The sequence below is a fragment of the Thalassovita sp. genome (genome assembly GCF_963691685.1).
In the GTDB taxonomy this organism is placed as follows: Bacteria; Pseudomonadota; Alphaproteobacteria; order Rhodobacterales; family Rhodobacteraceae; genus Thalassobius.
Genome location: NZ_OY829290.1, coordinates 2,432,967 through 2,459,692 on the forward strand (window position 1 = coordinate 2,432,967; position 26,726 = coordinate 2,459,692).

At 60.1% G+C, this 26,726-nt stretch carries 21 protein-coding genes and 1 pseudogene; 8 read left to right on the forward strand and 14 right to left on the reverse strand.

Annotation, left to right across the window (positions count from 1 at the left end):
* The first annotated feature begins 55 nt into the window (after window positions 1–55).
* Entirely contained in the window at window positions 56–1,105 is a 1,050-nt protein-coding gene (locus ACORLH_RS11890) for an endonuclease/exonuclease/phosphatase family protein (protein ID WP_321828628.1), read from the forward strand.
* Between the two features lie 47 nt (window positions 1,106–1,152).
* Here ACORLH_RS11890 and ACORLH_RS11895 read toward each other — a convergent pair whose 3' ends face one another.
* The gene (locus ACORLH_RS11895) at window positions 1,153–1,902 is read right to left on the reverse strand and encodes a helix-turn-helix transcriptional regulator (RefSeq protein WP_321828629.1); all 750 of its coding nucleotides are present in this window, start codon (window positions 1,900–1,902) and stop codon (window positions 1,153–1,155) included.
* 108 nt (window positions 1,903–2,010) lie between these two features.
* Here ACORLH_RS11895 and ACORLH_RS11900 point away from each other — a divergent pair, with 108 nt between their 5' ends.
* Window positions 2,011–2,961 carry an alpha/beta hydrolase gene (locus ACORLH_RS11900; protein ID WP_321828630.1) on the forward strand — a complete coding sequence of 317 codons (951 nt, stop codon included), beginning with the start codon at window positions 2,011–2,013 and terminating at the stop codon, window positions 2,959–2,961.
* Between the two features lie 9 nt (window positions 2,962–2,970).
* Here the strand turns inward: ACORLH_RS11900 and ACORLH_RS11905 are convergent, their stop codons facing one another.
* The 10 genes and pseudogenes from ACORLH_RS11905 to ACORLH_RS11950 all read right to left on the reverse strand — a co-directional run bounded on the left by ACORLH_RS11905 (window position 2,971) and on the right by ACORLH_RS11950 (window position 15,171).
* Window positions 2,971–3,570: a biliverdin-producing heme oxygenase gene (locus ACORLH_RS11905; protein WP_321828631.1), complete on the reverse strand. Its 600-nt coding sequence runs from the start codon at window positions 3,568–3,570 to the stop codon at window positions 2,971–2,973.
* 82 nt (window positions 3,571–3,652) lie between these two features.
* The gene (locus ACORLH_RS11910) at window positions 3,653–6,340 is read right to left on the reverse strand and encodes a TonB-dependent receptor (RefSeq protein WP_321828632.1); all 2,688 of its coding nucleotides are present in this window, start codon (window positions 6,338–6,340) and stop codon (window positions 3,653–3,655) included.
* Between the two features lie 103 nt (window positions 6,341–6,443).
* Entirely contained in the window at window positions 6,444–7,388 is a 945-nt protein-coding gene (locus ACORLH_RS11915; RefSeq protein ID WP_321828633.1) for a FecR family protein, read from the reverse strand.
* Complete coding sequence (locus ACORLH_RS11920) at window positions 7,381–7,896, reverse strand: RNA polymerase sigma factor (RefSeq protein ID WP_321828634.1); 516 nt, start codon at window positions 7,894–7,896, stop codon at window positions 7,381–7,383. Before ACORLH_RS11920 ends, ACORLH_RS11915 begins: the two co-directional genes overlap by 8 nt.
* A gap of 162 nt (window positions 7,897–8,058) precedes the next feature.
* Window positions 8,059–9,267: an MFS transporter gene (locus ACORLH_RS11925; RefSeq protein ID WP_321828635.1), complete on the reverse strand. Its 1,209-nt coding sequence runs from the start codon at window positions 9,265–9,267 to the stop codon at window positions 8,059–8,061.
* 273 nt (window positions 9,268–9,540) lie between these two features.
* Complete coding sequence (gene bfr / locus ACORLH_RS11930) at window positions 9,541–10,029, reverse strand: bacterioferritin (RefSeq protein WP_321828636.1); 489 nt, start codon at window positions 10,027–10,029, stop codon at window positions 9,541–9,543.
* A gap of 346 nt (window positions 10,030–10,375) precedes the next feature.
* Window positions 10,376–10,597 (reverse strand): hypothetical protein, encoded by a 222-nt coding sequence (locus ACORLH_RS11935; RefSeq protein WP_321828637.1) that lies wholly within the window; start codon window positions 10,595–10,597, stop codon window positions 10,376–10,378.
* Window positions 10,594–12,276, reverse strand: a complete 1,683-nt coding sequence (locus ACORLH_RS11940; protein WP_321828638.1) for a glycosyltransferase family 2 protein — start codon at window positions 12,274–12,276, stop codon at window positions 10,594–10,596. The genes ACORLH_RS11935 and ACORLH_RS11940 overlap by 4 nt, the downstream gene beginning before the upstream one ends.
* Window positions 12,277–12,290: 14 nt before the next feature.
* On the reverse strand, window positions 12,291–13,928 hold the full coding sequence (locus ACORLH_RS11945) for a hypothetical protein (RefSeq protein WP_321828639.1): 1,638 nt from the start codon (window positions 13,926–13,928) through the stop codon (window positions 12,291–12,293).
* 85 nt (window positions 13,929–14,013) lie between these two features.
* Window positions 14,014–15,171, reverse strand: a pseudogene (locus ACORLH_RS11950) (NAD-dependent epimerase/dehydratase family protein).
* 349 nt (window positions 15,172–15,520) lie between these two features.
* On the opposite strand from ACORLH_RS11950, the gene ACORLH_RS11955 reads away from it, so the two are divergent.
* The gene (locus ACORLH_RS11955; protein WP_321828640.1) at window positions 15,521–16,801 is read left to right on the forward strand and encodes an FAD-binding oxidoreductase; all 1,281 of its coding nucleotides are present in this window, start codon (window positions 15,521–15,523) and stop codon (window positions 16,799–16,801) included.
* Window positions 16,802–16,820: 19 nt separating this feature from the next.
* Window positions 16,821–17,168, forward strand: coding sequence for a cupin domain-containing protein (locus ACORLH_RS11960; protein WP_321828641.1), 348 nt, complete (start codon window positions 16,821–16,823; stop codon window positions 17,166–17,168).
* A gap of 56 nt (window positions 17,169–17,224) precedes the next feature.
* On the opposite strand, the gene ACORLH_RS11965 is transcribed toward ACORLH_RS11960, so the two are convergent.
* Window positions 17,225–18,337 (reverse strand): polyamine ABC transporter substrate-binding protein, encoded by a 1,113-nt coding sequence (locus ACORLH_RS11965; RefSeq protein ID WP_321828642.1) that lies wholly within the window; start codon window positions 18,335–18,337, stop codon window positions 17,225–17,227.
* Between the two features lie 143 nt (window positions 18,338–18,480).
* Between ACORLH_RS11965 and ACORLH_RS11970 the strand changes: the two genes are divergently transcribed.
* The 4 genes from ACORLH_RS11970 to ACORLH_RS11985 all read left to right on the forward strand — a co-directional run bounded on the left by ACORLH_RS11970 (window position 18,481) and on the right by ACORLH_RS11985 (window position 23,325).
* Window positions 18,481–19,140, forward strand: a complete 660-nt coding sequence (locus tag ACORLH_RS11970) for a GntR family transcriptional regulator (protein ID WP_321828643.1) — start codon at window positions 18,481–18,483, stop codon at window positions 19,138–19,140.
* Window positions 19,141–19,245: 105 nt separating this feature from the next.
* Window positions 19,246–20,625, forward strand: a complete 1,380-nt coding sequence (locus ACORLH_RS11975) for a glutamine synthetase family protein (RefSeq protein WP_321828644.1) — start codon at window positions 19,246–19,248, stop codon at window positions 20,623–20,625.
* A gap of 56 nt (window positions 20,626–20,681) precedes the next feature.
* The gene (locus tag ACORLH_RS11980) at window positions 20,682–21,983 is read left to right on the forward strand and encodes an FAD-binding oxidoreductase (RefSeq protein ID WP_321828645.1); all 1,302 of its coding nucleotides are present in this window, start codon (window positions 20,682–20,684) and stop codon (window positions 21,981–21,983) included.
* A gap of 7 nt (window positions 21,984–21,990) precedes the next feature.
* On the forward strand, window positions 21,991–23,325 hold the full coding sequence (locus tag ACORLH_RS11985) for an NAD(P)/FAD-dependent oxidoreductase (protein WP_321828646.1): 1,335 nt from the start codon (window positions 21,991–21,993) through the stop codon (window positions 23,323–23,325).
* A 22-nt stretch (window positions 23,326–23,347) separates the two neighbouring features.
* On the opposite strand, the gene ACORLH_RS11990 is transcribed toward ACORLH_RS11985, so the two are convergent.
* Both ACORLH_RS11990 and ACORLH_RS11995 read right to left on the reverse strand, forming a co-directional pair.
* The gene (locus ACORLH_RS11990; protein ID WP_321828647.1) at window positions 23,348–24,037 is read right to left on the reverse strand and encodes a GntR family transcriptional regulator; all 690 of its coding nucleotides are present in this window, start codon (window positions 24,035–24,037) and stop codon (window positions 23,348–23,350) included.
* An 86-nt stretch (window positions 24,038–24,123) separates the two neighbouring features.
* Window positions 24,124–26,673, reverse strand: a complete 2,550-nt coding sequence (locus tag ACORLH_RS11995; RefSeq protein WP_321828648.1) for a hybrid sensor histidine kinase/response regulator — start codon at window positions 26,671–26,673, stop codon at window positions 24,124–24,126.
* Window positions 26,674–26,726 lie beyond the last annotated feature (53 nt).

The following is a 26,726-nucleotide window of genomic DNA, read 5'->3' on the forward strand; positions in this document are numbered from 1 at the left end:
AATCGGATTACCTTTGGGCCATTGATCTATTCATTTTGCCCCAAGGAGATTTGTCATGGCAGAGCTCAAAGTTGCGACCTGGAACCTCTATCAATTCGCCGCCCCCGGGACCTATTGGTACGAACGTGATGAACGCAATGATTATGAACCCGATCAATGGGCCCGCAAACAGGCCTGGATCCGCGATCTGATCGGCCAACTTGATGCTGATGTGATCGGCTTTCAGGAGGTGTTCAGCGTCGCCGAGTTCAAAACCTTCCTCACAGGATTGGGCTATCCGCATGTGGCGGTTGTGGATGATCCGGCGGTCGATCCTGAGGACGCGGATGTCTTTGTCGGTCCGGTGACCGCCATCGCCTCACGCCATCCTTTTGTCAGCCCGCCAACGGCGCTGGCCTATCCGGGGGAATTTATCGACAATGCTGAGGTGGCGGAGGATTTCACCTTCCGGCGGGCGGTCACGCGGGCCGAGGTGGATACGCCGCAGCTGGGACCGATGTTGTTTTACGTCTGCCACCTGAAATCTCAGGGCGCCTTTGTCGACAGTGACGCGGTCGCCGCCCTGCCCGATTGGAAGGCCCGGTTTCGTGAACATCTGCGCCAGCGCGCCACCAAAGACGCCGATCAGCTGATCCGGCGCAATGGTGAGGCGGCTGGCCTCTATCTGGCAGCAATGTCGGAACTGGATGACCGTGTAGATGCGCCGATTGTAGTGATGGGCGATATGAACGCGGGCCCAACCTCCAGCGCGCTCAGGGTGCTGACGCAGCAGGATTGGATCGACAATATCGCCAACATTCGCCGCAGCGGCATTGAGGACGCTGCGGATCGGGCGTGGAATTTCACCTGGCAGCTTTATGATGCCTATGGGCTGCTGCCGTCGCAGAATGTGGCGGACCGGCCAGTGACCCATGCAGCCGGCTGGCGCTACCCGGCTGAAACGCTGGATTACGTGCTGGTCACCAATGCGCTCAACCCCAAGAACCCGAACCGGATGGCGGCGGTCAGCGACCTTAAGGTGTTCAACGCGCATTTTCAGGAGGAAAACAAGCTGGAAACCACCGACCATGCGCCGGTTCTGGTGACGATCACCCCGGTGACTTAACGGATACGCACTCAGGTTTGGGGCGGCTGCGCCCCAAACCGCCCCCGTCAGACGTAGCGCGGGGGGTGATCCGGGCGGCCAGGACGCACAGGACGCACCGGGCGCACGGCGTCATCAAAGGGCACATGGCGGCGGCGGAACGCAGGGCCATCTAGGATTTCGGGGGCGCTGATCCGGTCCATTCTGAAATGGCGAAACGCCACGCGTGCAGGATCCCAGGCTACCAGATACCACAGCGGCGGCAGGATCAGCATCGCCTGAGGCTCTACCGCGCGCTGGGTTTCCGCGCCCTTGGCATCGCGGTAGCGGAACTGCAGCAACTGGCGCTGCAGAAACGCTGTTTCAAAGGCCGGCAGCAAATCCGCATCGATCCCGCCAAGGTTTGAGGTATCGACCTGCGGGGCCAAGGGGCCGATGTAAAGACAGGCCAAAAACCGGCGCAAATCCTGCACCTTATCGCGTGGCAGGGCACGTTCGATCTTCGCCAGCCCCGCATCGGCCAGACCCGCAAAAGGCAAAGACCCCGCCGCCCGCATGCTGGCCACGCTGATCACCAGCGCAAAAACCTCTGCCACAGACAGGCCGGCCGTCGCCTGGACGGAGCTTGCATCAAGCGACACGCCCCCGCCGCGTCCCGGCTCGGTGTGGATCACAAAGCCCTCATCGCGCAGCGCCGCAATATCGCGCAGCACAGTGCGCCGCGACGCGCCTACATCCTGCGCCAGCCCGGCCACAGTGGCCGTACCGCTGCGGCGCAGGTGGCGGACGATGGCATCTTGTCTCTCACGGGTTTTCATAAAGTCATCTCAACACAGATAGGTGACATATTTTGGCACCGTTTCCTTTTAGCGGATGCAGCACATCGAAACCACAGCGATGACACCAAGACCCAAAGGAGATGTGCCATGTTGCAATCCACCCCAACCACCCGCTTTCCCAGCCCCTTCCCCTCGCCTGAGAAAATCGCAGTGAACGGCGTCACGCTTGAGGTGTTTCAAACACCCCAAAGCGGCACACATACCCCGATCGTGCTGTGCCACGGCTGGCCGGAACATGCCTATGCCTGGCGTCACCAGATCCCGGCGCTTGCGGCGGCTGGGTATCATGTGATCGTCCCGAACCAACGCGGCTATGGCAATTCCGACTGCCCAAAGGACGTCACCGCCTATGACATCACTGCCCTGACCGGGGATCTGGCCGCGCTGCTGGATCATTTTGGCTATGAGGACGCGGTGTTTGTGGGCCATGACTGGGGCGCCAATGTCGTCTGGAGCATGGCGCAGCTGCATCCCCAGCGGGTGCGCAAGCTGATCGCACTGGCGCTGCCCTATCAGCAACGCACCCCGATGCCCTGGATTGAGTTCATGGAGCAGATCTTTGGCCCGGAAAATTACTTCGTGCATTTCAACCGCCAGCCGGGTGTGGCCGATGCGGTGCTGGACGAAAACACCGAGGCGTTTCTGCGCAATCTGTTTCGCAAGGATCTGCCCGCCACCCCACCGGCGCCGGGCATGATGATGATGAACCTAGCCACCGCCCCTGCCCCCTCGGGCCAACCGGTGATGTCTGAGGCGGATCTAGCGGTGCTGGCCAACGCCTTCCGTCAAACGGGGTTCACCAGTTCGATCAACTGGTATCGCAATATGGATCGGAACTGGCACCTCTTGGCTGATGTCGACCCGGTGATCCACCAGCCTGCCCTGATGATTTACGGCACGCAGGACATGATCCCGCCCGCCGAAAACCTGCAGGACCTGGTGCCAAATGTCACCGAGATCAGCCTGAACTGCGGCCATTGGATCCAGCAGGAACTGCCTGCTGAAACCACCACGGCGATGCTGGAATGGTTGGGCTAAGCAACAGGATCACAGATACAGTCGGATCCAGTGATGCACTCGGGCGAAGGCCTCTTTGGCAGCGCTTTGCATCTGGTTTTCGTCTTCCGGGCACATCTGCACCGCTTCCAACGCGGCGGTGAACTGTTTCCAATGCCGGCCCCTGCCACCATCGGCGGGGGCAAGGTGGCGCGCGCCAAATTCAGCCGAAAGATCCAGTTTGCGCGCCAGTTTCAACAGAACCGCCGCGCCCAGGTTTGATCCCTCCACCACATAGAGCCACCCCAGCGCCTGCGGCAGGGACCATGTGGATGCGGCATCGAAATAGGCGGGTTGCGGATCGGCACTGAGGCCCAGATCCGCAAGATCCTGTTGCACCTGACGCAGGCGCAGGCGTTCCGCCAGATCCGGCACGATCTGCGCCAAAGCGTGATCCTGATAGAGCGCGGCCACATCGCCGTGCAGGGCCAGCTGCATCCGCAAAAAGCCCGCGTAGCGGTCCAGATCCGCAAAAGGATTGGCTGCCATAATGGCATCATCAACGGTTTGGTGGGTGGATTGCGTCGCCAGTTTCAGCGCCCGCATCCGAGGTATGGCAGCCTCGCATGGTTTTAAATCTGCGTCAGACATTGCGCCCCTCTTTCTTCGTTCATGTCCGGGCCAACTGCTGGCCGCAAAGGTCCAGGGCAGCCGTGGCCGCCCCGGAGGATGATCAGAAATGCGCCGTCAATGAAACGTTCAGCGTCCGGCCCGGGGCCGGCTGTTGGGCGCTGCCCAGCGGGTCCACATAGTAGACGTCTGTCACATTCTCGATGCTGAGGTTGCCGGTGATATTCTCGGCAAATTTATAATCCGCAAAGAGATCGAGCGTTGTGTAAGGGTCCCACTTCACCTGCGAGATAAACAGCGCCAGACCCTGACCGGTGACCGTCCCATGGCTGGCAGCGCGTGGGCCGACGTGCAGCACCCGGCCGCCAACAGTCAGACGATCCTGCATCAGCTTTTGCGACAGGGTCAGCGACAGGCTGTATTCCGGCGGGATCTGGTTGGTGGCGTAATCGCCATAAAGCGATTCATTCTTACAGGCCTCGCCCTTTTTACAGAAGGACACATCAGTGTAGTAATTGGCCGCCAGATCAGCCGCAAAACCACCGCGTTCGTAGCGTCCTGCCAGTTCAAAGCCCGAGAATTTGGCCTTGTCCAGGTTCATCAGGTAGAGGCCGGAATAGCCCTGCGGCGTGTCGCCAAATTCACGGGCCACGTAGCCGTCCACTTCCCAGTTGAAGTAGCCAAGTTTCACAAAGGCCTGATCTTCTGCCGCGAAAAGACCGCCGCGGGTGTGGTTCACGCCCAGTTCCCAGCTGACATTGCGTTCGCCATCCAGCTCATTTGGCACGGCCAGACCGGCGGGACCGGATGAGGTGGCTTCGCTGACACTGGGGGAGCGCAGGGCGTTTGCGTAATTGGCATAGAAGGTGCTGGCATCAGTGACGTCATAAGAAACGCCTAATGAATGCCCCCAGCCAGCATCTTCCCGCGCCGGCCATGCGGGGAAATAGGGATTTTCCGGGCGGGTGTCCTCAATCTCATACGACAGGTAGCGCAGACCGGCGTTCAGCGTCAGGCGGTCGTTCACCTCTAATGCACCTTTCAGGAAGGCCGCATATTCGCGTTTTTCACCAAACGAGGTGTCCACATCCGACTGCGAGATCGGATCATCCGCCGGGGCGTTTTCCTGTGCCAGATAGGACAGGCCCGCATCCAGCTGCAATTCGCCCAAGCCGGTGCTCAGCCGCGAGGTGTTGATGATGTCCCAGCCCCACTGTTTGTTGATCTGAATGGCTTTGTTGTAGGTGGGTGAGCCGGTGCCATAGGCGCGGAAATGTGGGCCGGTCCGCTCCATCTCCGTGCCCCAGAGCGTGGCGGTGAGGTCAACAAGACTGTTGTCTGCAGGCGCCCAGCGATATTCCAGACTGGCGTTTTTCAGATCGGTTTCGGTGACGGCCCAGCTCTGCGTGGCTTGGGACATGTTATCCTGCAGCAACCAGGACGGGCTATCACCCGCCTCCCCCAGATAACCGTTGTAGGTCAGCTTGACGCTTTGATTGTCGCCGAAGGACCATTTGGCTTTGGCCAGCACCGATTTGCTTTCCAGCGACGTGTTCAGCACCTCTTCGCCAGCGCGGTAGTTGGCAATGCCGCCCGCTTCCCAATAGTTGTCGACCGTGCGGCAGGTGCCGAAGCTACAGACATCGCGTGCACCGGTATTCACCGGATCCACATGCGGCCCGTTGGTGCCCGCGTGGTAATTGCCACGTTTGCGTTTTGAATAGCCCAGCAGCAGCTCCAGCTGATCCCCGTCATAGGCAAAGATCACGCTACCGTTGCCACCGGTGGGATCAAACGTGCCGGGGCGGTCCATCCCATCCGGGGAGGCCACCGGCGTTGTGTCGCCCCAGGGTGAGTTGTTGAACTCATACCCGGCCGAGGGCAGATTGCTGGGGTTGTCCGGGTCCAGCGCCGGATCAGAGGAATTGGTGCTGAAACCGCCCTTGATCTTGAAGCCCACCTTCTTGCCCTCTTGCACGATATCGCCCGCCTCAATGGTGCGCAGTGCCACACTGCCGGCGATCCCGCGCGAACTCATGTCACCGCCTTTGGTGATATCGACCCCGGCAACAAAATCCGTGTCGATGTAGGACCGCGCAGACATGCCCTGATAGGCTTGGTTCACTTCAATGCCGTTGCTGGTGCCATCGACCGTCACGGCAACACGGCCCATGCCCTGCATGCCGCGAATATTCACATCCACCGCACCCGCATTGTTGCGCGCATCCCCCGAGGAGACGCTGGGCGTGCCGCGAAACAGATCCGCCGCATCCGAGCCGGGGAAACGGTCCAGCACGTTACCGTCAATGTATTCCACCGCGCCGGGGGTTTCGTAAGGCGAATAGACCGTCATCGCCAATTGATCGGATTGCAGCAGGATCGGCGCCAGCGGCACCGCATCGCCCGAGGCCTGCGGCAAAGCCTGATCTTCGGCCGCAATCGGGGTGATCACCACCGCCTTGGGGCTGGTGAACTGAAACTCCAACCCGGTGTCAAACAGGATCCGGGCCAATGCCGCCTGCGGTGACAGTGCGCCGCGCGCACCTTGTGAGGTTTTGCCGCGTGTCAGCGCGCTGGGATACACCAGCTGGAGGTTGGTCTGTTGCGCCAGCGTCAGCAGCGCCTGTTCCAGCGGCCCGGCGCCGATGGCAACCTCAACAACCGCGGCGGGGCTGCTGGCTGTGGCTGTCTGCGCCTGTGCCCCGGCGGCAAAGGCAATCAGCGAAATCCCCGCCATCATCGCGCTCAGCAACGGTGTGCGGGTGTTTCGGTTTGGTCGTGCAATGGTCATTCGTGTCTCTTCCGTCCCGTTTTGGGGCGCCGCCTGTCCTTTGCGGCGCCCTTCGACTGGTTAAGAGTCGGGAAAACGGAACCTCCTGACGTCGGATCTGAAATTATTTTCGCACCACCGCCAAAGCACCGCCCAAACGGTGCACCTGCAGGCTGAGGCTGAGCGCCAGCGTGTCGAGCGCCGCCTCCACATCGGTGAGGTCAAAAGCGCCGGAGACATGCATCGCCGCCAGTTCCTCCCCCAGCACCATGATCTGCCCGCCACGGTAGCGTTCCAGCACCGCCAGAACGTCTGACAGCGCCGTGTCGGAGAAGACCACCGTGCCATGACGCCAGGCCAGCAGCTGGTCCACATCGCCAGACACCGGGGGCAAGGTGCCGGCATCGCTGTCGCGGGCACTGTCGCCCGCACCCAGAACGCGGCGGGCCTCACCGGCACTGACGCGCACCCGGCCCTCGGCCACCAGCACCGCCTGATCCCGCGCTGCGCCCATTTCGCCAGCGCTGAATCGGGTGCCCAGCACCGTCGCCGTAAGGCCTTGCGTGTCGACAACAAAGGGCCGTTCAGGGTCTGAGACCACATCGAAGTAGGCCTCCCCGCGCAGAACGGTGATCCGGCGTTCCCCGGCGCCCATCGCGATCTGAACCGCGCTGTCGGTGTTCAGCGTCACTGCGCTGCCATCCGCAAGGGTGATCTGGCGCACTTCGCCGGTGACGGTGAAATGATCCGCCCGCCAACGGTCCAGATAGGGTGTCTGGGCAAAGAGGTAGCCCATGCCGCAGACCGCCAGAACCGTCGCGATACGGCGCGGTAAGGCGCGGCGGCGTTGAAGCTTCTGCAGGTGGCCCTCGGGCAGTTCCACCTCAGACAGGTCACCCCACAGGCGGGAAAATTCCCCATAAAGCGTCTGGTTCTCCGGCGCCTCTTTCAGCCACAGCCGAAACCGGTGACGATCCTCAGCACTGGCATCACCTGACTGCAGCCGTGCCACCCAGGCAGCCGCCTGATGCTGCCGGTCCGCGGCGTCTATCTGCATCTGCTCAGCCATCCAGCGCCTCCAGCAGGGTGCGGCATTGCAGCAGCGCCCGAATGATGTGTTTTTCCACCATATTGCGTGAAATCCCCAGCTCCTGCGCGATTTCGGCGTTGGTCATCCCATGCAACCGGCTGAGGATAAACACCTGCTGGCAGCGATTGGGCAGACGGCAGATCTCCTGCGCCATCCGTTTCAGCGCCTGCCGGCTGTGAACGATCCGTTCCTGTCCGGGCAGATCATCTGCCACATCCGGTGCCAGCGCCCCGACATCGAACACCTCACTTTGCCGGCGCAACTGATCATTGTTGCGCTGCACCACCGAACGGGCCACCTGAAACAGATAGGCCTGCGGGTTTTCAATCGCCTCACCGCGTGCGCGTTTCAGCAACCGCAAGAAGGTTTCCTGCGTCATATCCGCCGCCTCATCCCGGCGCAGCAATTTGCGGGAAAAATAGCGCAGCAAGCGACTGCGATGAGATGCGTGAAGGGATAAGATTAGATCGTGTTCGACCTGTGACATGTCAGACCACCGCCCAGTAAGGAATTGGTATTCGCTATGGCTGGCGCGGCTGACATCCGACGCGGCTATTGCTTGGAGTGGCCCACCCGTTAGCAATCTCGCCGGGCAAGTGCAAGGGCATCCGACGCGTCGTTTGACGGGGAAGCTGGGCGGGAGGCGTGATCAGCGGGGTCGACTAACGTGGGCCTTTCTGGCGGATTTTCTTTTAAAAACAAGGGTAATAACCAAGGCAACAGACAGGGCTGCCCCCAACCAAAACGGTGCGGCGGAGCCGAAGCTGAACCAGATCCACCCCGCCAGAGCATTGCCGATCAGCAACACCAGACCGGTGACCAGATTGAACGTGCCAAAGGCGCTGCCGCGCAAATGCTCTGGCGTTTGTGCCGCGATCAGGCTTGCCAGAAGGCCCTGCGAAAACCCCATGTGCAGCCCCCAGAGCACCGCCCCCAAAACAAACATCGCCGTGCCTGACGCCACTGCGATCACTGCATGTGCGGCGGCCAGAAACGCCAGGCTGATGGTCAGCAAGCCCCGGCTGCCCATACGGTCCGACAGGCGCCCAACCGGGTAGGCCGTCAGCCCATAGGCCGCGTGCAGGATCACAATCACCAACGGCACCCAGGTCGCGGAAAACCCGGCCTCCAACGCTTTGAGCAGCACAAAGGCCTCACTGAAGCGGGCTACCATCACCACAGCGGCAAAGCCGATGACAGCCCAGACCGGACGGGTCAGAAGCAGCGCGTCACGCAGTTTGAACCGTTTCTTTTTACGCGGTTCCGCGCTTTCAGGGGCCCGGACGAAAAAGATCAGCACCACCATCGCCAGGGCGGCAGGGATCGCCGCCAGCCAGAACACCTGGGTGAAAGACCCGGCAAAAAGCATCATCGCACCAATCGCCAGCAGCGGCCCGGCAAAGCCGCCCACCGTGTCGAGGGATTTGCGCAAGCCAAAGCTGGCGCCGCGTATCTCAGCCGGGGCAGCGGCAGCGATCATCGCATCGCGGGGCGCGCCACGGATACCTTTGCCCACACGGTCCACAGATTTGGCCAGCACCACTTGATCCACGCTGACCGACAGCGGAAACAGCAGGCGTGACACAGCGGCCAGACCGTAGCCCAGCACCGCCAGCAGTTTGGCGCGTTGGCTCAGATCGGCCAGCAGTCCCGACAGGAACTTGGTCAAGGTCGCCACCGCCACCGCCGCGCCCTCAATCATACCCACGGCAAGGGCCGATGCCCCAAGACCCGTTGTCAGGTAGAGCGGCAGCAGCGTGTTCACCATCTCACTGGAGACATCCATCAACAGGCTGACAAATCCCAGCATCCAAACCGTCACCGGAATCGCCGGACGGGTCTGAAGGGTCTGCGTCATCGCTGGCCACCCCGCATTTGGTGGTGCCGCCGCCTGCCGCGATTGCCCTGTTCGTTGCGCATAGCTGTGTCGCCCCTGATAGCCGGGCGCCTCAGTTGCCCCGGCAGTGCCCAGATCCTCGGGGGATCGGGCCTACAATTCTAGCGCGACTATAGGGGCAGCGGTTTCAGGTGCAATGGGCAAGCGCTTGATGGTTGCGGAATCGCAAGGGATCAGTCCAAACGCAAAAGGGCGCAGCCGGCGCCGCGCCCTTCTGACCCCGAGGGGACGGGATTATTCTTCGATGTCGTTTGCGGAATCCGCGTTCAGCTGGTTGTAGTTGGCCGAGCCGATGTCATCGAGCAGACCGATCTGGGTCTCAAGGAAGTCGACATGGCCCTGTTCGTCCATGATCAGATCCTGGAACAGCTGCATGGAGGCATAATCGCCCACTTCATCACAGTATTTGCGCGCCTCGGCATAAAGCGCCACCGCTTCCAGCTCGACCTCCAAGTCGCAGGTCAGTGTTTCGCGCACGTTCTCGCCAATTTTCAGCGGGTTCAGGCTTTGCAGATTGGGCATGCCTTCCAGGAAGATGATGCGGTCGATCAGCTTGTCGGCGTGCTCCATCTCCTCGATGCTTTCTTCCCGCATCTTTTTGGCCAGTTTGGTCACACCCCAGTCGTTCTGCAGACGATAATGCAGCCAGAACTGGCTGACCGCGGTCAGCTCATGTTTCAGTGCTGCGTTGAGATATTCGATTACCTTTTTGTCACCTTTCATGGGGCGTCCTCCTGTTCTGGCTGTCCGCGCCAAGGGGCGCAGCGCTGCTGGTCACCCAAGTTTAGAACCTCTCTAAAACGAAGCAATATGCGGGGGTGAATTTTGTTTGACGAAACTAGTAATTATCATCTCAATTTCGACTTTTAAATATCTGATTTCATGGCATAAAATTTATCTTATCAAAAATTTCATCTGACAATTTCTGTCTAGAATTTTGCTGCCGAAATTTCCCCAAAATCCACGCCAAATTCGGCAATTTTTCCGAGATAATTTCTCGACGGAATCAATCAGTTTTTCTGAAACGCTACCGATTGCCCACGGACTGACACCCGACACACAGCCGACCTTAGGCGTCCCGCAGCGCCTTGTCGGGATCGCGTTCACGGGACCGGCGGGAATAGAGGTGACGCCCCTGCCCTTTGAGGACAATCGACAGATTGCTTTCGAGGGTGAAAAAGGCCCGCAACACCCTAAACACCAGATACTCCGGCAGGTACAACAGCGCCTTTGGCATGCCATTGATCAGCACGCAGATCACCGCCAAGCAGGCCGGGGCGCCGATCATCACGGCCAGAATTGCCTGATAGGGAATTTGGCGAAACTCCTGACTGGGCATGCGAAGAGCAGCATACCAAACAGGATCAGCGGCACCATCATGGCGCGGAGCGCGGAGTTGATTAACATGTAGGGCAGCATCACCTTGCCCCGGACCGACAGGCGCCGCGAATAGATCAGATCCCGACACCGGGCGGAGATATGATAGACCGAGCGGAACCAGCGCATCCGCTGTTCGCGCATATGCGCGTAGGTCGCGGGCACTTCGCTGATGAACTGAATGCGCGGATCCACAACCAGCTTGTAGCCCAATTCGCCGATCCTCAGCGACATGTCGGTGTCTTCGCCGTTCATGCCCTGTACAAATCCGCCCAACTGGCGCGGCAGTTCCGTACGGTAGAGGGCAAACATCCCCGGCACCCCAACAACCGAGTTCACCGCCGACAGGCCGACGCTGTAAAACCCGTGTTTCACCAGCAGTTCCAACATCCGCGCGCGATCAAACAGCCCGCCGCCGGGTGGGATCGGCAGGCCGCCCACCACCCCCACCTCAGGGTCGCGCATCCGCAGCATCGCATGGCTCAGCGCATCGGGGCCGACCTGCGTGTCCGCATCGATGCGGATCACAAATTCCGTCTCGGTTGCATCGATCGCGGCGTTCAGCGCATGGGCCTTGCCGGGGGTTTTGACCTCAATCACCCGGCCGCGCGCCTGCACACATTTGGCCAGCGCAGCGCGCGCAACCGCATGGGTGCTGTCGGTTGAATTGTTGTCCATAATGAGGATCTGCACCGATCCGCCGTAACGCGCCGCGGCCTCATCGATGTGATGAATGGTTTCGGTCAGGATGTGCATTTCATTATGCGCGGGCACAATCACCGTCAGTGGCGGGCTAAAAGGCGTGGTGTCCAGCCGCACATTGTCGAGACGCGCCAGATTGTAGAGCAGCAAAAAGGTCAGCGGCAGGAACATCAGCACACCCGGCCCCACACCGCCCAGCATCGCAAAATTCCGCGCCCAGAGGATCGGCCCCTCCATATAGTAGGCCACCATAAAGGTGATCACGCCCGCCACAGTCAAAACGCCAATCAGGCGGAAGATCAGATCGAACCGGCGCTTGCCGCGGAAGTCGACGACAATGCGTTCAGGCATGGTGCCGCGTTCCATCAGCTTGAAGGAATAAAGCGCATAGCCCACCAGACCCGACAGGATCTCAATCACGGTCAGGTTGATCCAAACGTCGTAGAAGATCTGCAGGATCACCGTCACCAGATCGATCAGTGAACAGGTGGCCAGAAAGGTGATAACCAGATCCGCCAGAAGCCCCAGACGCGCGCCCAATGTCCCCCTGCTGAACAGGCTGAAGGCGATGAAGTAGCACAGGAAGAATAGCCGCAGCGGCACCGAGTGGCTGCCGGAATACGGGGCCAGAACCAGATCCGCCGCCGGAAAAAACGCCTGCACCGCGGGCACCATGCGCAGGGTCCATAGCCCTGCCGCGGCAAGGCAGACAAAAAGCGCCAGAACCGCGAGGCCCCGCCAGCCCGCCACAGGTCCGGCAAACTGGCGCGGGGCGGAATCGATGGAGGTGAACTCATGCTGCGAACGGCCCGTGGCCAACGGCGCGCCTTTGGCTGTTTTGCCCTTTTTCGCTGCGGTCTGGGCCGGGCGTGATGTGTCAGACTCCGCCATATCGCCTCATGCCGTCAAATCTGAAACCCGGGCGGCAAAAACAGCAAAACCCCCGGCGGCTGATACACCTCCAGCGCTGTTTGCAGCGCTGGATCATCGCCCCTGTAGGTGAAGGTTTCTGGCGCCGCCGCATCTGTCACCGCAGAAAAGGCCACCCAGACCCGCCAGGGTTCGGCCCCGGTTTCGGCCATGTAGCGCGCGATCCGATCGGGCGTTGCCACCGCCACAAAGCCGCGTTTCAACGGGGCTGCGGCCACCTCGGCGGTGGCTTTGTAAAACAGGTTTTGCCGGAACAGTTGTGAGATCGCGTAGAAGGCTGAATTGGCCTCACTCGTACCCACCTCGGGGGCGATGTAGACGTCAATCTGATTGGTCGCCACATCCAGGAGGGAACTGTAGACCAGCCGCACCGCCTCATCCCGGCGATCTAGGTTGGAACTGGGTTCCAACTGGGCGGCGGCCGGGCGGCCTTGCACGCAGCGGCCGATCTTTTCTTCATCGCTGGTCAGGGTGATCCGCAGATCGTTGATCTGTTTCTGCGCCCCGCTGGGCAGCGCAATGTCGCGCGAAATCCGCGCCTCCTCCGGGGAAATCCGTTCCGAATGCAGAATGCGGCCGTTCAGGATCACCGCCAGCAGCCAGTTGATCGTTGCATCTGAGGAGGTGACGGTGAGGTCGAAGTGAAACTGATCCGGCAATTGCTGATCCGGCATCAGCGCCTGATCATAAGTGATCTGCCAGGTGGCGCGGTTGCGAAACTCACGTGAGGCGCTGGCGGTATCAGGCAGCAGCCGGTGGACCGGCCAGACCTCCTCGATGCCGCCGGCCAGTTTGCGTATCGCAATGTCGCGTTCCCGTACGAACTGCGACAGCTGCAACAGTTCCTCTCCGGTGGCGCGCACATCAGTATCCAGCGCCTCGTCAGGATCCACGAAAACCGCGCTGCCGGGCATGCCGACCACCGGCCATGGCACCTGCGGCGTGGTCGAGGAGATCTGGCCGTCTGTCTCATGCCCCCAGACGATCCGCACCGGAGAGCCAGAGACCAACAGCCGGTCCACCAGGTTGGTCACTGGTTCGTCAATCCCCACCACGATGCGCGAAGTTGGCTCAACCGTGACGACCACACCGCCGGTCCAATCAGTGGTGCATTCTGCCTTGGGATTGTTGCCAATCGCCGAGACCGAAACCGAAACCCAATTGCGCAGCTTGTCGATCGGGCGCAGCGGGATGCGCACCTTATGGGAACTGATCCCGGGGTTCAGCACGATCTGGCCGCGATCCTCACCATTGACGCCGATGCGCAGACGACCGGTGGTGCCCTCCTCCAGGGTGGCGGTGACATCCAGTTCAATCACCGCATCGCTGTAAGGCGTGCGTGCCGGCAGGGCCAAATCAAAGGTCTGCCCATCAGCAAACCCTGCCAAAGCAATCCAGCGGCCATATTCCAGCACCGGTATTTCAACCACACCAGCAGCCCCGGCAACCCGATCCGGCAAAGGTGCATCGCCCGTTTCAAACACCGTTTCCGTTGCCCGCTGTTCCAGACCTGCCAACCCAAGATTCTGCAACAGGCCTTCGCGGTTTTCCACCAGTAGCGCCACCAGCGCAAAACAGATCAGAGCAACAACTGTCAGGCCAATAAGTCTCACCACGGTCCTCCGCACTTATGTGCCGCAGGCTGGGTCTGCGCTGCGCGCACTCGTGTTTCAGAGACATGGTCACACATCATTGCATTCAATTCCACTGTGACACCGCCGGGATCTTGGAATGATCACACCGATCCGCGTATTTCTCTGCGATTTCTTTGACCTCCAGCAGCAGGCCGATATCCAGTTTGATCGGATCCAACCCCATCCCGAGGAAGTGGTCATTGGCCACATCCAGCTCATTTTCTGCCGCCTCATTGCGGGGGTTGTCGACGTAATCGATCTGCGCCCCGGTCTTGTCAGCCACCATCTTGGCCAGATCGCGCACCCGGTGGGTTTCCGTCATCTGGTTCATGATCTGCACCCGCTCCCCCGTTTTGGGCGGGTTTTCCAAGGCAAGGGTGATGCAGTCGCAGGTGTCGCGGATATTGATAAAGGCGCGGGTCTGGCCGCCGGTGCCATGCACCGTCAGCGGATGTTTCACCGCCGCCTGCATCAAAAACCGGTTCAGCACTGTGCCGTAATCACCGTCATAGTCAAACCGGTTGATCAGGCGATCATCCAGCCGGGTTTCTGGCGTCTGCGTGCCCCAGACAATGCCCTGATGCAGATCCGTAATCCGCAGGCGATCGTTCTTGTTGTAGTAAAAGAAAAACAGCTGATCCTGACTCTTGGTCAGGTGGTAAACCGACCCCGGATTGGTGGGATAGAGGATTTCCTGCTCAACCTCCCCTGCGGGCGTGTCAAAGCGCACCTTCAGATAGCCTTCGGGGATCTGCATGCCGGCGGTGCCGTAGCCATAGACCCCCATCGTGCCCAGATGCACCAGATGAATGTCCTGACCACTTTCCACAATGGCCGCCAGAATATCGTGGGTGGCGTTGAGGTTGTTGTTGACCGTTTAGCGTTTGGTCTGATCCGTCTTCATCGAATAAGGCGCCGCGCGCTGCTCGGCAAAGTGGATGACCGCATCGGGCCTTTCGTCTTTGAACAGCGCCAGCAACTTGTCGTAATCCTGTCCAACGGTGAAATTGAAGAACCGGATCTCCTTGCCGGTGAGTTCCTTCCAGGCGGCCAGACGTTCCCCCATCGGGCGGATCGGGGTCAGGCTGCTGACCTCAAGCTCAATATCAGTTTTGCGACGGCTGAGGTTATCAACAATGATCACCTCATGGCCAAGCTGCGACAGATGCAAAGCATTGGGCCAACCGCAGAACCCGTCGCCACCAAAAACGATTACCTTCATTGAAATTCCCCTTCTGGGTTCCACTCAAATCTTCGTTTCAGCGCAAGGTCCTGTTTCAGTGCTTAAAATAGATGTCCTGAGGTCAGGCTTGCTCAACCGAATGACGCGACGCCTGCTGCACCGACACTATCAAGAAGGTTTTAGGTCTCAGAAATCCCAAGGCAAATTCTGCCCGGGTGCTGGCGTTGGAACGTCACTGCTTTGCATCAGCGATTTTCTATCAAATCCTTAGATCCACCGCGGTGCTAACGTCGTGAACACACCAAACAGCTAAGTTCAAAAAGCCACCTACCGCCTTGCGTGCCGAAATTTGATCAAATATATTTTTGATCAAATTCAGGAGGATTCGATGCACACCCCCAGCTATTATGCCGCCACCGCCCGGGACACCGCGGGCTTTGAACACCTTATTGGTGAGGTTGATGTCGATATCGCCGTCATCGGCGGTGGCTTCAGCGGCGTAAACACGGCGCTGGAACTGGCTGAGCGTGGTCATAAGGTCGCCCTGCTGGAGGCCAAGCGCATCGGCTGGGGCGCCACCGGGCGCAATGGTGGTCAGATCACCGGCTCCCTCTCAGGCGATCGCGCCATGCTGCGGGAATTTGCCAAAACCAATGGGACCGAGGCGCGCGATATCGTCTGGAACACCCGCTGGCGCGGCCATGACATCATCAAATCCCGGGTGGAAAAATACGCCATTGCCTGTGACCTCAGCCACGGCCACCTGCAAACCGCCATGAAACCCGCCCATATGGCGGAACTCACTGCTCTCTATGAAGAGGCGGATATGCGCGGCATGGGCGATGCGCTGACCCTGGTGCAAGGCGCTGATATCCCTAACTATCTGGAAACCGATATCTACTGTGGCGGTCTACTGAACCGGCGCAATATGCATGTCCATTCGCTGGACCTTTGTGTGGGTGAAGCACGTGCAGCGCAAAGCCTTGGTGCGCGGATTTTCGAAGGAGCTGAGGTGCTGCGCATCGACCACGGCGCGCGTCCCCGGGTGGTCACCGCGAACGGTGGCGTAACAGCTTCAAAGGTGGTGATCGCCGGCAACGCCTATCACCTGCTGGAACAGCCAAAGCTTTCCGGCAAGATGTTCCCGGCCTCGCTGGCCAACATGGCCACCGCACAGCTGGGGGCCGAGGTCGCGCAGCAGATCAACCCGGAAAACCTGGCCGTTTATGACAGCCGCTTCGTGCTGGATTACTATCGTAACACCGCGGATCACCGGCTGATGTTTGGCGGCGGCACCAATTATTCCGGCCGTGACAGCAAAGACATCGCCGCCGAGTTGCGCCCGGCGCTGGAACGCACCTTCCCCCGCCTCAAAGGGGTTGAGGTGGAGTTTCAATGGGCAGGCATCGACGGCATCGTGCTGAACCGCATCCCGCAGGTGGGCCGTTTGCGCGATAACGTCTTCTACGTGCAAGGCTACTCCGGCCACGGCATCGCGCTGAGTCACATCATGGCTGAGCTTCTGGCCGAAGCAGTTGTGGGGGAGCTGGAAGACTTCCGCGTCTGGGAAAGCGTGCGCCACTGGCGCCTGCCCTTCACCCGTCAGCTGGGCAGTCAGGCCATCGCGGTCGGCATGGCCTGGTACCGGCTGAAAGAAGCGCTGCGTTAATCTTTATGAAGGAATATTCATGACCACCATCGCCATCACAAATCACACCACCCCTGAGGCTGACACCATCGCCGCGGACAAGCTGATCGCGGGCAACGCAGCCACAAAACTCTGGCATCAGTTCACCGACACCACCGGCCAGTTTCACGTCGGCCAATGGGCCAGCGAGCCCTGCAAACTGTCGGTCAGCTATGACGAAAATGAGCTTTGCGTGATTGTTGAGCGTGTGGTGGAATTGACCGACGCAGACGGCACCACCACCCGCTACGCTGCCCCCGACGCCTTTGTGATCCCGGCCGGGTTCAAAGGCACATGGGAGTCGCTGACGCCGGTGCGCAAAATCTATGCGGCATTTGAAGAAAACTAAGTGCAACAGCAAATGGGCGATCCAATCGGACCGCCCTTTTTCATTATTTCAACATCTTAGATGCCGGACTTGATCTTCGTCCACATGCGCGTCACGACACGCTGCACCTTGGGTGGGAACGGCCGGGTGGTGTAGAGGTTCTGCATCGTTGCTGCATCCGGATAGATCGCCGTATCGCCGCGCACATCGTCCAACAGATACTCTTGCGAGGCCTTGTTGCCATTGGCGTAATAGACGTAGTTCGACGCCGCAGCAATGTTTTCCGGATCCATCATGAAGTTCAGGAAGGCATGCGCCCCTTTCGGGTTCGGTGCATCGGCTGGAACGGCCATCTGATCAAACCACATGACCGCCCCTTCAACAGGTGCGTGGTATTCCAACTCCACCCCATTGCCGGCCTCATCGGCGCGATCGCGGGCCTGCAGCACGTCCCCGGACCAGCCAAAGGCAACACAGATATCCCCATTGGCCAGCGCCGAGATATATTCGGAATTGTGATACTTGCGCACATAGGGACGCACGGCGCTCAGCACCGGTTCGGCCTTTTGCAGCACCTTGGTGTCCTGGCTATCAGGATCCTCGCCCAGATAGCTCAGCGCGGCCGGGATCATCTCAGCTGGGGCATCCAGCAGATAGACCCCACAGGCCTGCAGCTTTTCCATATTGGCGGGATCAAAGATCAGCGCGAGGGAGTTCAGCGGCGCATCCTCACCCAGAACCTCACGCACTTTGGAAGCGTTTACGCCAATCCCTGTTGTGCCCCACAAGTAGTTGATCGAATAGGCGTTATCAGGGTCATAGGTGGCGGTGCGGATTTCAATTTCGTCCCACAGATATTGCGCGTTGGGCAGCTGCTGCTGATCCAGCGGCTGGAACACACCCGCGGTGATCTGACGCTGCAGGAAGTTGGCTGAGGGCACCACCACGTCATAGCCGGACCCGCCCGCCAGCAGCTTGGTTTCCAACAGTTCATTGCTGTCAAACACATCATAGATCAGCTTATAGCCGGTCTCGGCCTCAAATTTCTCCAGCAGTTCTTCGGCGATGTAATCCGACCAGTTGAACACGCGGACCTCTTCGGCCTGCGCCCCACCCGCCATCAAAGCCAAAGCAGCCGAGGTCAGGGCCAGGGTGTGCAGTGCAGGTCGGTGAGTGTTTGTTGTTTTCATTGCGCCCTCCGGTGATCATGAGATCACGTTGCTTGGTTTTGATCAAAAATATGGACTCGCAGTGAAGCGCCCAGTAGCCTTGGATATAAATCCACCGGTCAAATCGGCCAGCCGCAGGATCCAGAAAGGCGCTCGTAGTTCACATGCCCCGCAAGTTCCAGAGCCAACCGAAGAAGCAGCCTGAACATGATGTGATCTATCAGGCGCTGAAGGATATGATCCTGTTTGGCGACTTTATTCCGGGCCAGCCGTTAACCATTATGAACCTCGCGGAAACCCTTGGCGCCAGCGCCACGCCGATCCGGGAAGCGATCCGTCGTCTGACCGCGGAGCGGGCGCTGGAAACGCAGGAAAACAGGCGCGTGGCTGTGCCCCACATGACACCCGCTCTGCTGGAGGAGTTGGATTTCCTGCGCCTGACCATTGAGCCCGAACTGGCCCGCCGCGCGGCCCCACATGTGACGGCGGAGGAGATTGACGCCCTGGAACGTCATGATGATGAGCTGGAACATGCGATCAATATCGGTGACGTGAAACTCTACATGAAGGCGAACTACGCCTTCCACTTCACGCTTTATCAGCGTGCTGATGCCCCCACCCTACTGAAGGTCGCCGAATCGATTTGGCTGCAGATCGGGCCTGCATTGCGGGTGGGATGTGGGCGTTTTGGCACGGCGAAACTGACGGATCAGCATGTTGAAACCACCAAAGCGCTGCGAAATGGCGAATTTGATAGAGTTTCAACCAGCATTCGCGAAGACATTATTCAAGGCATGGATTTTGTGCGCCACTCATTAAAATAGTCCCCTGTGCACGGGTTTTTCATGCCTTCAGATTGACAGATGGAGACTTTTGATCAAAAGTTCTCGCAAAGCTCACAGACGCCGATGTGGCGCGAAGGAGGACCGGTGCAAACCCCAAAGCCCAAAACCAACTGGCAGGCCAACCTGCCTGAGGAATTCATCGCCCATGCCAACGGGCGCCGTGTGGATGAGGTGGAATGTATCATCCCGGACCTTGCCGGCACCGCCCGTGGCAAGGCCATGCCCGCTTATAAGTTTGACCCCGACAGTGAGTTGGCGCTGCCGATCTCGCTGTTTTACCAGACGATCTCGGGCGAATACGTCGATATGGAGATCGAAAATCAGTGGATGGAGCGGGACGTTATCCTGCGACCGGATATGGACACGGTTTGCGCTGTGCCATGGTCGGATGATCTGACGGCGCAGGCGATCTGCGATATGTTCACCCGCGAAGGTGAGCCGCTGCCAATTGCGCCCCGTAATGTGCTGCGCCGGGTGATTAACCTTTATGAACAAAAGGGCTGGCGCGCTGTGGTCGCACCCGAGCTGGAGTTCTACCTGACCAAGCCCAACCGTGACCCCAATGAGCCGATTGAACCGCCGCTGGGCCGGACCGGCCGCAAGGGGGCCAGCCGTCAGGTTTATTCCATGACGGCGGTGGATGAATACGGGCCGGTGATCGATACGATCTACGACTTTGCCGAGGCGCAAGGCCTGCGAATTGACACCGTGATCCAGGAAGGCGGCGCCGGTCAGATTGAGATCAACCTGATGCATGGCGATCCACTGAACTTGGCCGATCAGGTGTTCTATTTCAAACGCACCATCCGTGAGGCGGCGCTGAAAAACGGCGTCTTCGCGACCTTCATGGCCAAGCCAATCCGGGATGAGCCGGGCAGCGCGATGCATGTGCACCAGTCGATCGTCGATATCGAAACAGGGCAGAACATCTTCTCCAATAAAGATGGTTCTGCCTCGGATCTGTTCCGCAATTTCATCGGCGGTTCGCAACGCTACATTCAGGATGTGGTACCGCTGCTGGCGCCCTATGTGAACTCCTACCGTCGGATCACGGTGGACGGGCAAAGCGCGCCGGCAAACTTGGAATGGGCACAGGACAACCGCACCACAGGCCTGCGCGTGCCGCACTCTGGCCCAGCTGCGCGCCGGTTGGAAAACCGGGTCATCGGCATGGACTGCAACCCCTACATTGCCATCGCGGCCTCACTGGCCTGTGGCTACTTGGGCATGATCAACAAGGTTGAGCCGCGCCCCGAAGCCACAACCGAGGTTTGGGAAGCCGATGAGCCCCTGCCCCACAGCCTGGCGGTTGCCTTGCAAAACTTTGAAACGGCTGAGGAAATTCGCGACACCCTGGGTGAGGAATTCTGCCGCCTCTACCATGATATCAAACGGGCCGAGTATGAGGAATATCATCGCGAAATCTCCCCCTGGGAGCGTCAGCATCTGCTTCTGAACGCCTGATCGCTGCGCTACCCCCTCAGCCATAACCGCCCCTTTAAGACCAAGAAAGACCTGCCGTGGACCTGCTGACCGTAAACGACACACCGGGCCAATACCCCTCCTCTTACTACGCGGCGATGGCCACGCCTTTGCCGCCGTTTTCGCCGCCTCAGGGTCAGATCGACTGTGACGTCTGCGTCATCGGCGGCGGCTTCATGGGGCTCAGCACCGCGCTCAATCTGGCTGAACGCGGTTATGATGTTGTGCTGCTGGAGGCGCAGCGCGTCGGCTTTGGCGCCTCCGGGCGCAATGGCGGACAGGTGGGCCAAGGGCAGCGGCTGGATCAGGATGAGTTGGAGGATCTGGTGGGCAAGGACCATGCCCGCGAACTCTGGACCATCGCCAATCAATCGGTTGATCTGGTGCGCAGGCGCGCGGCCTCCCCCCTGGTGGAGGCTGAGTTTGCCGATGGCATCATCCACGCCGATCACCGCAAGCGGTTTGTCCCCCACAGCAAGGCCTATGCCGAGCGGCTGAACAGCGAATACGGCTATGACAAAATCCGTTTCATTGACCGGGAAGAATGCCGCCATCTGGTGAACTCGCCCGAATACCACGGCGGCACACTGGACATGGGCGCGGGCCACATTGACCCGTTGCAATATGCGCTGGGTCTGGCGCGGATGGCGCAGGCGGCGGGCGTGCGGATCTTTGAACAGGCCCGCGTCACCGCCGTTAACGAAGGTGAACCGGCGACCGTGGACCTCGCCGGGGCGCAGGTGCGGGCGGGTCATGTTGTGATGGGGATGAACGGCTATCTGGGCAAGCTGAACCGCCGTGTTGCCGGACGGGTTATGCCGATCAACAACTATGTTGTGGCCACCGCCCCGATGAGCGCCGAACAGCAGGAGGACATCCTGCGCAACAACCACGCGGTGGCCGACAGCAAGTTTGTGGTGAACTACTTCCGTTTTTCACCGGATCACCGTCTGCTGTTTGGCGGCACTGAGAGCTATCGCTACAAGTTCCCAAGCGACATTGCCGGAAAGGTGCGTAAACCGCTGGAGGAGATCTTCCCCCAGCTGAAGGGCATAGAGATCGATTACGCCTGGGGCGGCACCCTGGGGATCACCATGAACCGCATGCCGCATTTTGAGCGGCTCTCGGGCAATATCCTATCGCTTTCGGGCTTTTCCGGTCATGGCGTGGCGATGGCCAGCCTTGCCGGTGAAATCGCGGCCGAGACAATCGCGGGACAGGCCGAACGCTTTGATATCATGGCCAAGGTGCCCGGCATGCCCTTCCCCGGTGGCCCGGCGCTGCGCAGCCCGCTGTTGATGGCGGCCATGCTGTGGTATTCGCTGCGCGACAAGCTGTGAGGCACCGATGAGCCGCATCTATGAGCCGCTGGCCTATGGCAACCGCCCGATCCGGGACCGATATTGGGACAGCACCTTAACTTCACCCCTGCCCGTCTATCCGCCTCTGCGCGGTCACATCACCTGTGGCTTTGCCATTATCGGTGGTGGCTACGCTGGCCTCTCCGCCGCGCTGACCCTGGCCGAGGCGGGCGCGGATGTGGTGATCGTGGATGCAAAATCGCCCGGTTGGGGGGCCTCAGGGCGCAATGGCGGCTTGGTCTCCACCGGGATGACCAAACAGTCCGACGATGCGATTGAACGCCGGTATGGCGCGGGCGAGGCGCGACTGCTTTATGATGCAGAACGCAGCGCGATTGATCTGGTGGAACAGTATATTGACCGGTTCGATCTGGATGTGGACCGCCATTCACAGGGCTACAGCTGCGTCGCCCACCGCCCCAGCGCCATTGCCGGGCTGAAGGACTATGGCGCGGACTACCAGCGCCGCTACGGGCTGCCCTACCGCTTTGTTCCTAAGGAAGAAATGGCAGCGCATGGCATGAAGTCGCCAGACTTCCACGCCGCTGTCGATCTGCCGTTGGGGTTTGCGCTGAACCCGATCAAGTTTCTGGCCGGGCTGACCAAAGCGGCCGAGGACGCAGGCGTGCGGATCTTTTCCCACACCACGGTGGAGGATGTGACGCCAGAAAATGGCTTCCAGCTGAAAACGCCAGAGGGGCGGATCAGTGCAACGAAGCTGCTATTCGCCACCAATGGCTATGGCAGCGATCACCTGCCGCGCCGCTTTGCAGCGCGTTATCTGCCGGTGCAGTCAAACATTCTGGTGTCCCGCCCGCTGAGCGAGGCTGAGCTGGCGCAACAGGGCTGGACCAGCCGCCAGATGGTCTGTGACTCGCGCACGTTGTTGCATTATTTCCGCCTGCTGCCGGACAATCGGATGTTGCTGGGTCTGCGTGGATCGGTCCGTGTGAGTGAGGCAAATATTGAACGCACCCGCGCCAAAGCGCGTGCAGATTTCGACCGGATGTTCCCGGCCTGGCAACATGTGGAGACACCCTACTTCTGGTCCGGCCTGATTTGCATGACCCGCGCGCTGGTGCCCTTTGCCGGGGCGGTGCCGGGGATGGAGGGCGCCTATGCCGCCTTTGGCTATCACGGTGGCGGCGTTGCCGGGGCGCCGTACAGTGGCGCGCTGATCGCGGATCTGGCACTGGGGCAAAACCGCCGTCCGCATCCGCTGTTCATGCAGAAACTGCCCCGCCGGTTTGAGCTGGGCCGGTTCCGCCGCGCCAGCCTGCCGCCGGCCTTTGCCTGGTATAATCTGAAGGATCGCCTTTAGGCTCAGGCCCGGGACCCATAAATCAGTAACGGGTGGTCATCCGGTAGCCGCGCTGAAACTTCAGCCGCACATAGGTGATCGCCTGTTCCTCCCACCAGGTGGAGCGTTCTGCCATAAACAGGGCATCACCTGCCGTGCAGCTGAGGTAACGGGCGGTTTCCGGGTCAGCGGCAAGCGCGGAGAAGCTGATTTCCGCATCGGAAAACGGCACCGCCTCAACCAGCCATTCATTTGGTCCCGTGGCAGCGAAATCCGCACCCGCCGCATCTGGCAGGGCCTCCAGATTGATCCAGCGATCTTCCAGCTGATAGGGGTTTCCGTCGGCGTAATGCATGCAGATCAGATGCAACACCCGCGCGCCCAGCCCCAGACCCAGACGCGCCCGCAGCCAATCCGGGGCATCCTGTTCCTCACGCCGCACCAGAGCATAGCGATAGGCCGCGCCCTGCGCTTCGATTTCCTGTCGAACCAAGGGAATAGAGAAACGCGCCTGCCGCAACGGGGCCTGCCGCACCCGGGTGCCAGCCTTGCGTTTACGCTCAACCAGACCTTCTTCGGCCAATTCGCGCATGGCACGGTTGACGGTGGCCCGGGCGCAGGAAAACTCCGCCGCCAGATCCACCTCATTGGGCAGCAAGGTGCCCGGCGGCCAGATGCCCTGCACGATCCGCTGTCGCAGTTCCTGTTTCAACGCGCGAAAGTCGGCTTTCATTTAGGCACCTCTGGTCTGACCGATCCCTTTTACGCCAGACATAAAGCGATAAAAACCATTTTATTGATTGGGACCTCGTCGCGCGGTTAATGCACCCGCGCTTCAAGCGCGTTCAGCGCCTGCTGGGTCTCCTGCCAGATCGGGATCAGATGATCGCGCCAGCGATGCAGATCAATCTCCCCGCCGCGCTCCAATTCCCCTTCAAGATCATTCAATGAACTGCGCAGCTTGCGCGCGCCGACCATCGCCGCGGAGCCGGCCATGGAATGCACCTCAGCCATCAGTGAGGCCGCGCAGGGGGAGGACATATCGACCTCTTTCAGGCGGATCATCAGCGCGTCCACCTCCTGCCCGAGGCCCTGCATCAGATCACGGGATCGGTCTGGCCCAAGTGAGGACATCACCTGCCCCAGATGGCCCTCATCCAGAACCTCTTGCCCGTGTTGCTGACGCGTGTGGATCTGCCGTTCACCGCGCAGCACCCGCAGAAGATCCTGACGATCCAGCGGTTTGGACAGGACACCGTCCATTCCGGCTTCAGCATAGATACGATCATCGCGCTCCAGCACATGGGCCGTCAGCGCCACAATCCGCGCGTTCTGTGAGGCACCGGCCTGCCGGATCCGCTTGCAGGACTCCAAGCCGCCCATAACCGGCATATTGAGGTCCATCAGGATCACATCAAACTCTTCCGCGGCGGCCCGTTCGGCGCCCAGTTTGCCGTTCACCTCTTCGCTTACGGAGTGGCCATAACGTTCCAGCAGGTCCCGTACGACCAGACGGTTGGTGGCATTGTCTTCAACCACCAGAATTTTCAGGGGATTTTCTGCCTCTTCCTGATCGGTCAGGGCGGCGCCTGCGCCCAACCCCGCCTGAACGGGGGTCGCGCGGGGCAGCTCCAGCGTCACCCAGAAGGTGGATCCATCGCCCTCAATACTGTCGACGCCGATCTGGCCACCCATCGCCTCAACGATGCGTTTGGCGATACCCAGACCAAGGCCGGTGCCTTCAGGCTGCTGGCTGTCGCCCCGATCAATCCGGACAAAATCATCAAAGATCCGCGCCACGTCCTGTTCGGCGATGCCGACGCCGGTGTCGGTGATCTGGAACTCAACCATCGCCGTATCACCCCGCCGCCCGGCGTAGCTGACAGCCGAGACCATCACCGCGCCCTCATCGGTGAATTTCACCGCATTGCCGATCAGGTTGGTCAAAACCTGCCGCAGCCGCGCACCATCACCAGTAAACCAGCCCAGCGGGCCGGATTTATCCAGCGCAATGTGATTGCCGCGCGCCTCTGCCGCGACCTCCATCGGGCCAAGGATATCGGCCAGCATCTGGTCCATATCAAAGGGCTGCGGGTTCAGCCGCACGCCGTCGGCTTCCAGCTGGGCGATGTCCAGCACGTCATTCACGTGATCCAGCAGGATCTGGCCCGAGTTGCGCAGCAGTTCAAGGTAGCGCTTCTGCTCCTCGGGCGGGGTGTCCCCGCTGCGGAGAAGTTCGACCAAACCGAGGATGCCGTTCAAAGGCGTGCGCATCTCATGGCTCATCACCGCAAGGAACCGCGATTTCGCCCGTTCCCCGGCAAGCGCCCGATCCCGTGACGCCAACAGCGCCCGGTCGGCGGCCAGACGATCCGAAATATCGCGCAGGAAGTAAACGTAGAAGCGCTGCGTCTCAAACTCGGCCACGCCCTGTGACAGTTCCACCGGCACCAAAGCGCTGCTGGCGGTCTGCAGGGTCAGCTGCACGCCGGCGATGCGGCTGCCATTGGCCAGCGGCAGATCGGCCAACTGGCCGTCCTGATCGGTCAGATAGCGCGGGAAGGGTTTGCCAAGGGCGCGGGCCCGTTCGATGCCCACCAGGCGCTCTGCGGCGCGGTTAAACTCAACAATATTGCCCGCATCATCGGTCACGATCAGCGCATCCGGTGAGGTGGAGATAACAGTGGCAAACCGGGCTGAGGATTGTTTGTGCTCAATCGCGCGGGCCCGGTGGCCCATCGATTGGCGGAAGAACAGAATGGTCGCAAGCCCAAGCGCCACAAACAGCACCATTGAGGCGATCGACAGGCGCAACAGCAGCCGGCTGATATCATCCCGCTGCGCCTGACCATGCACGCCAGTGAACTGATTGCCGCGCGCGATAATGCGACGCACCAGACGTTCTCGGCCTTCCTGCATGGCCAGAATTTCTGGCAGCTTGGTGTAAAATTCATCATCCGGCAGATCGAAATAGGGCAGGATTTCAGCCACTTCCATGCGCAATCCGGTCAGGATCCCCATGGTGCCGTATTCTTCGAACGCACGCTGATAAAGCGCCCCGCCGTTCAGTGTTTCCAACCGGCTGAAGTAGATGTTGAAGCGGCGCCGCACCTCTTGCAGCTGCTTGGCATCTGGTGCGCCCTCCTGAATGCCTAAGATCAGGGTGCGTTCAAACTTCAGGAACTCAACCTCCAACTGGGTCAGGTTCCAGATCACATTGTCGTTCTGAGAGGTGCGCAACTCTTCAAGTTTGCGCGACACCTCACCCCAAATCTGCACAGACAAAGGCAGGCTGATCAAAATGACCAACCCCAAAATGGCGGACTGCACCCAGACCCCAACACTCAGGAACCGGCGCCAAAGCCCCATCGGCGTCTCCTTCTCACTCATCCCGTTGACAGACTAGCCTTTTTCCAATGCAA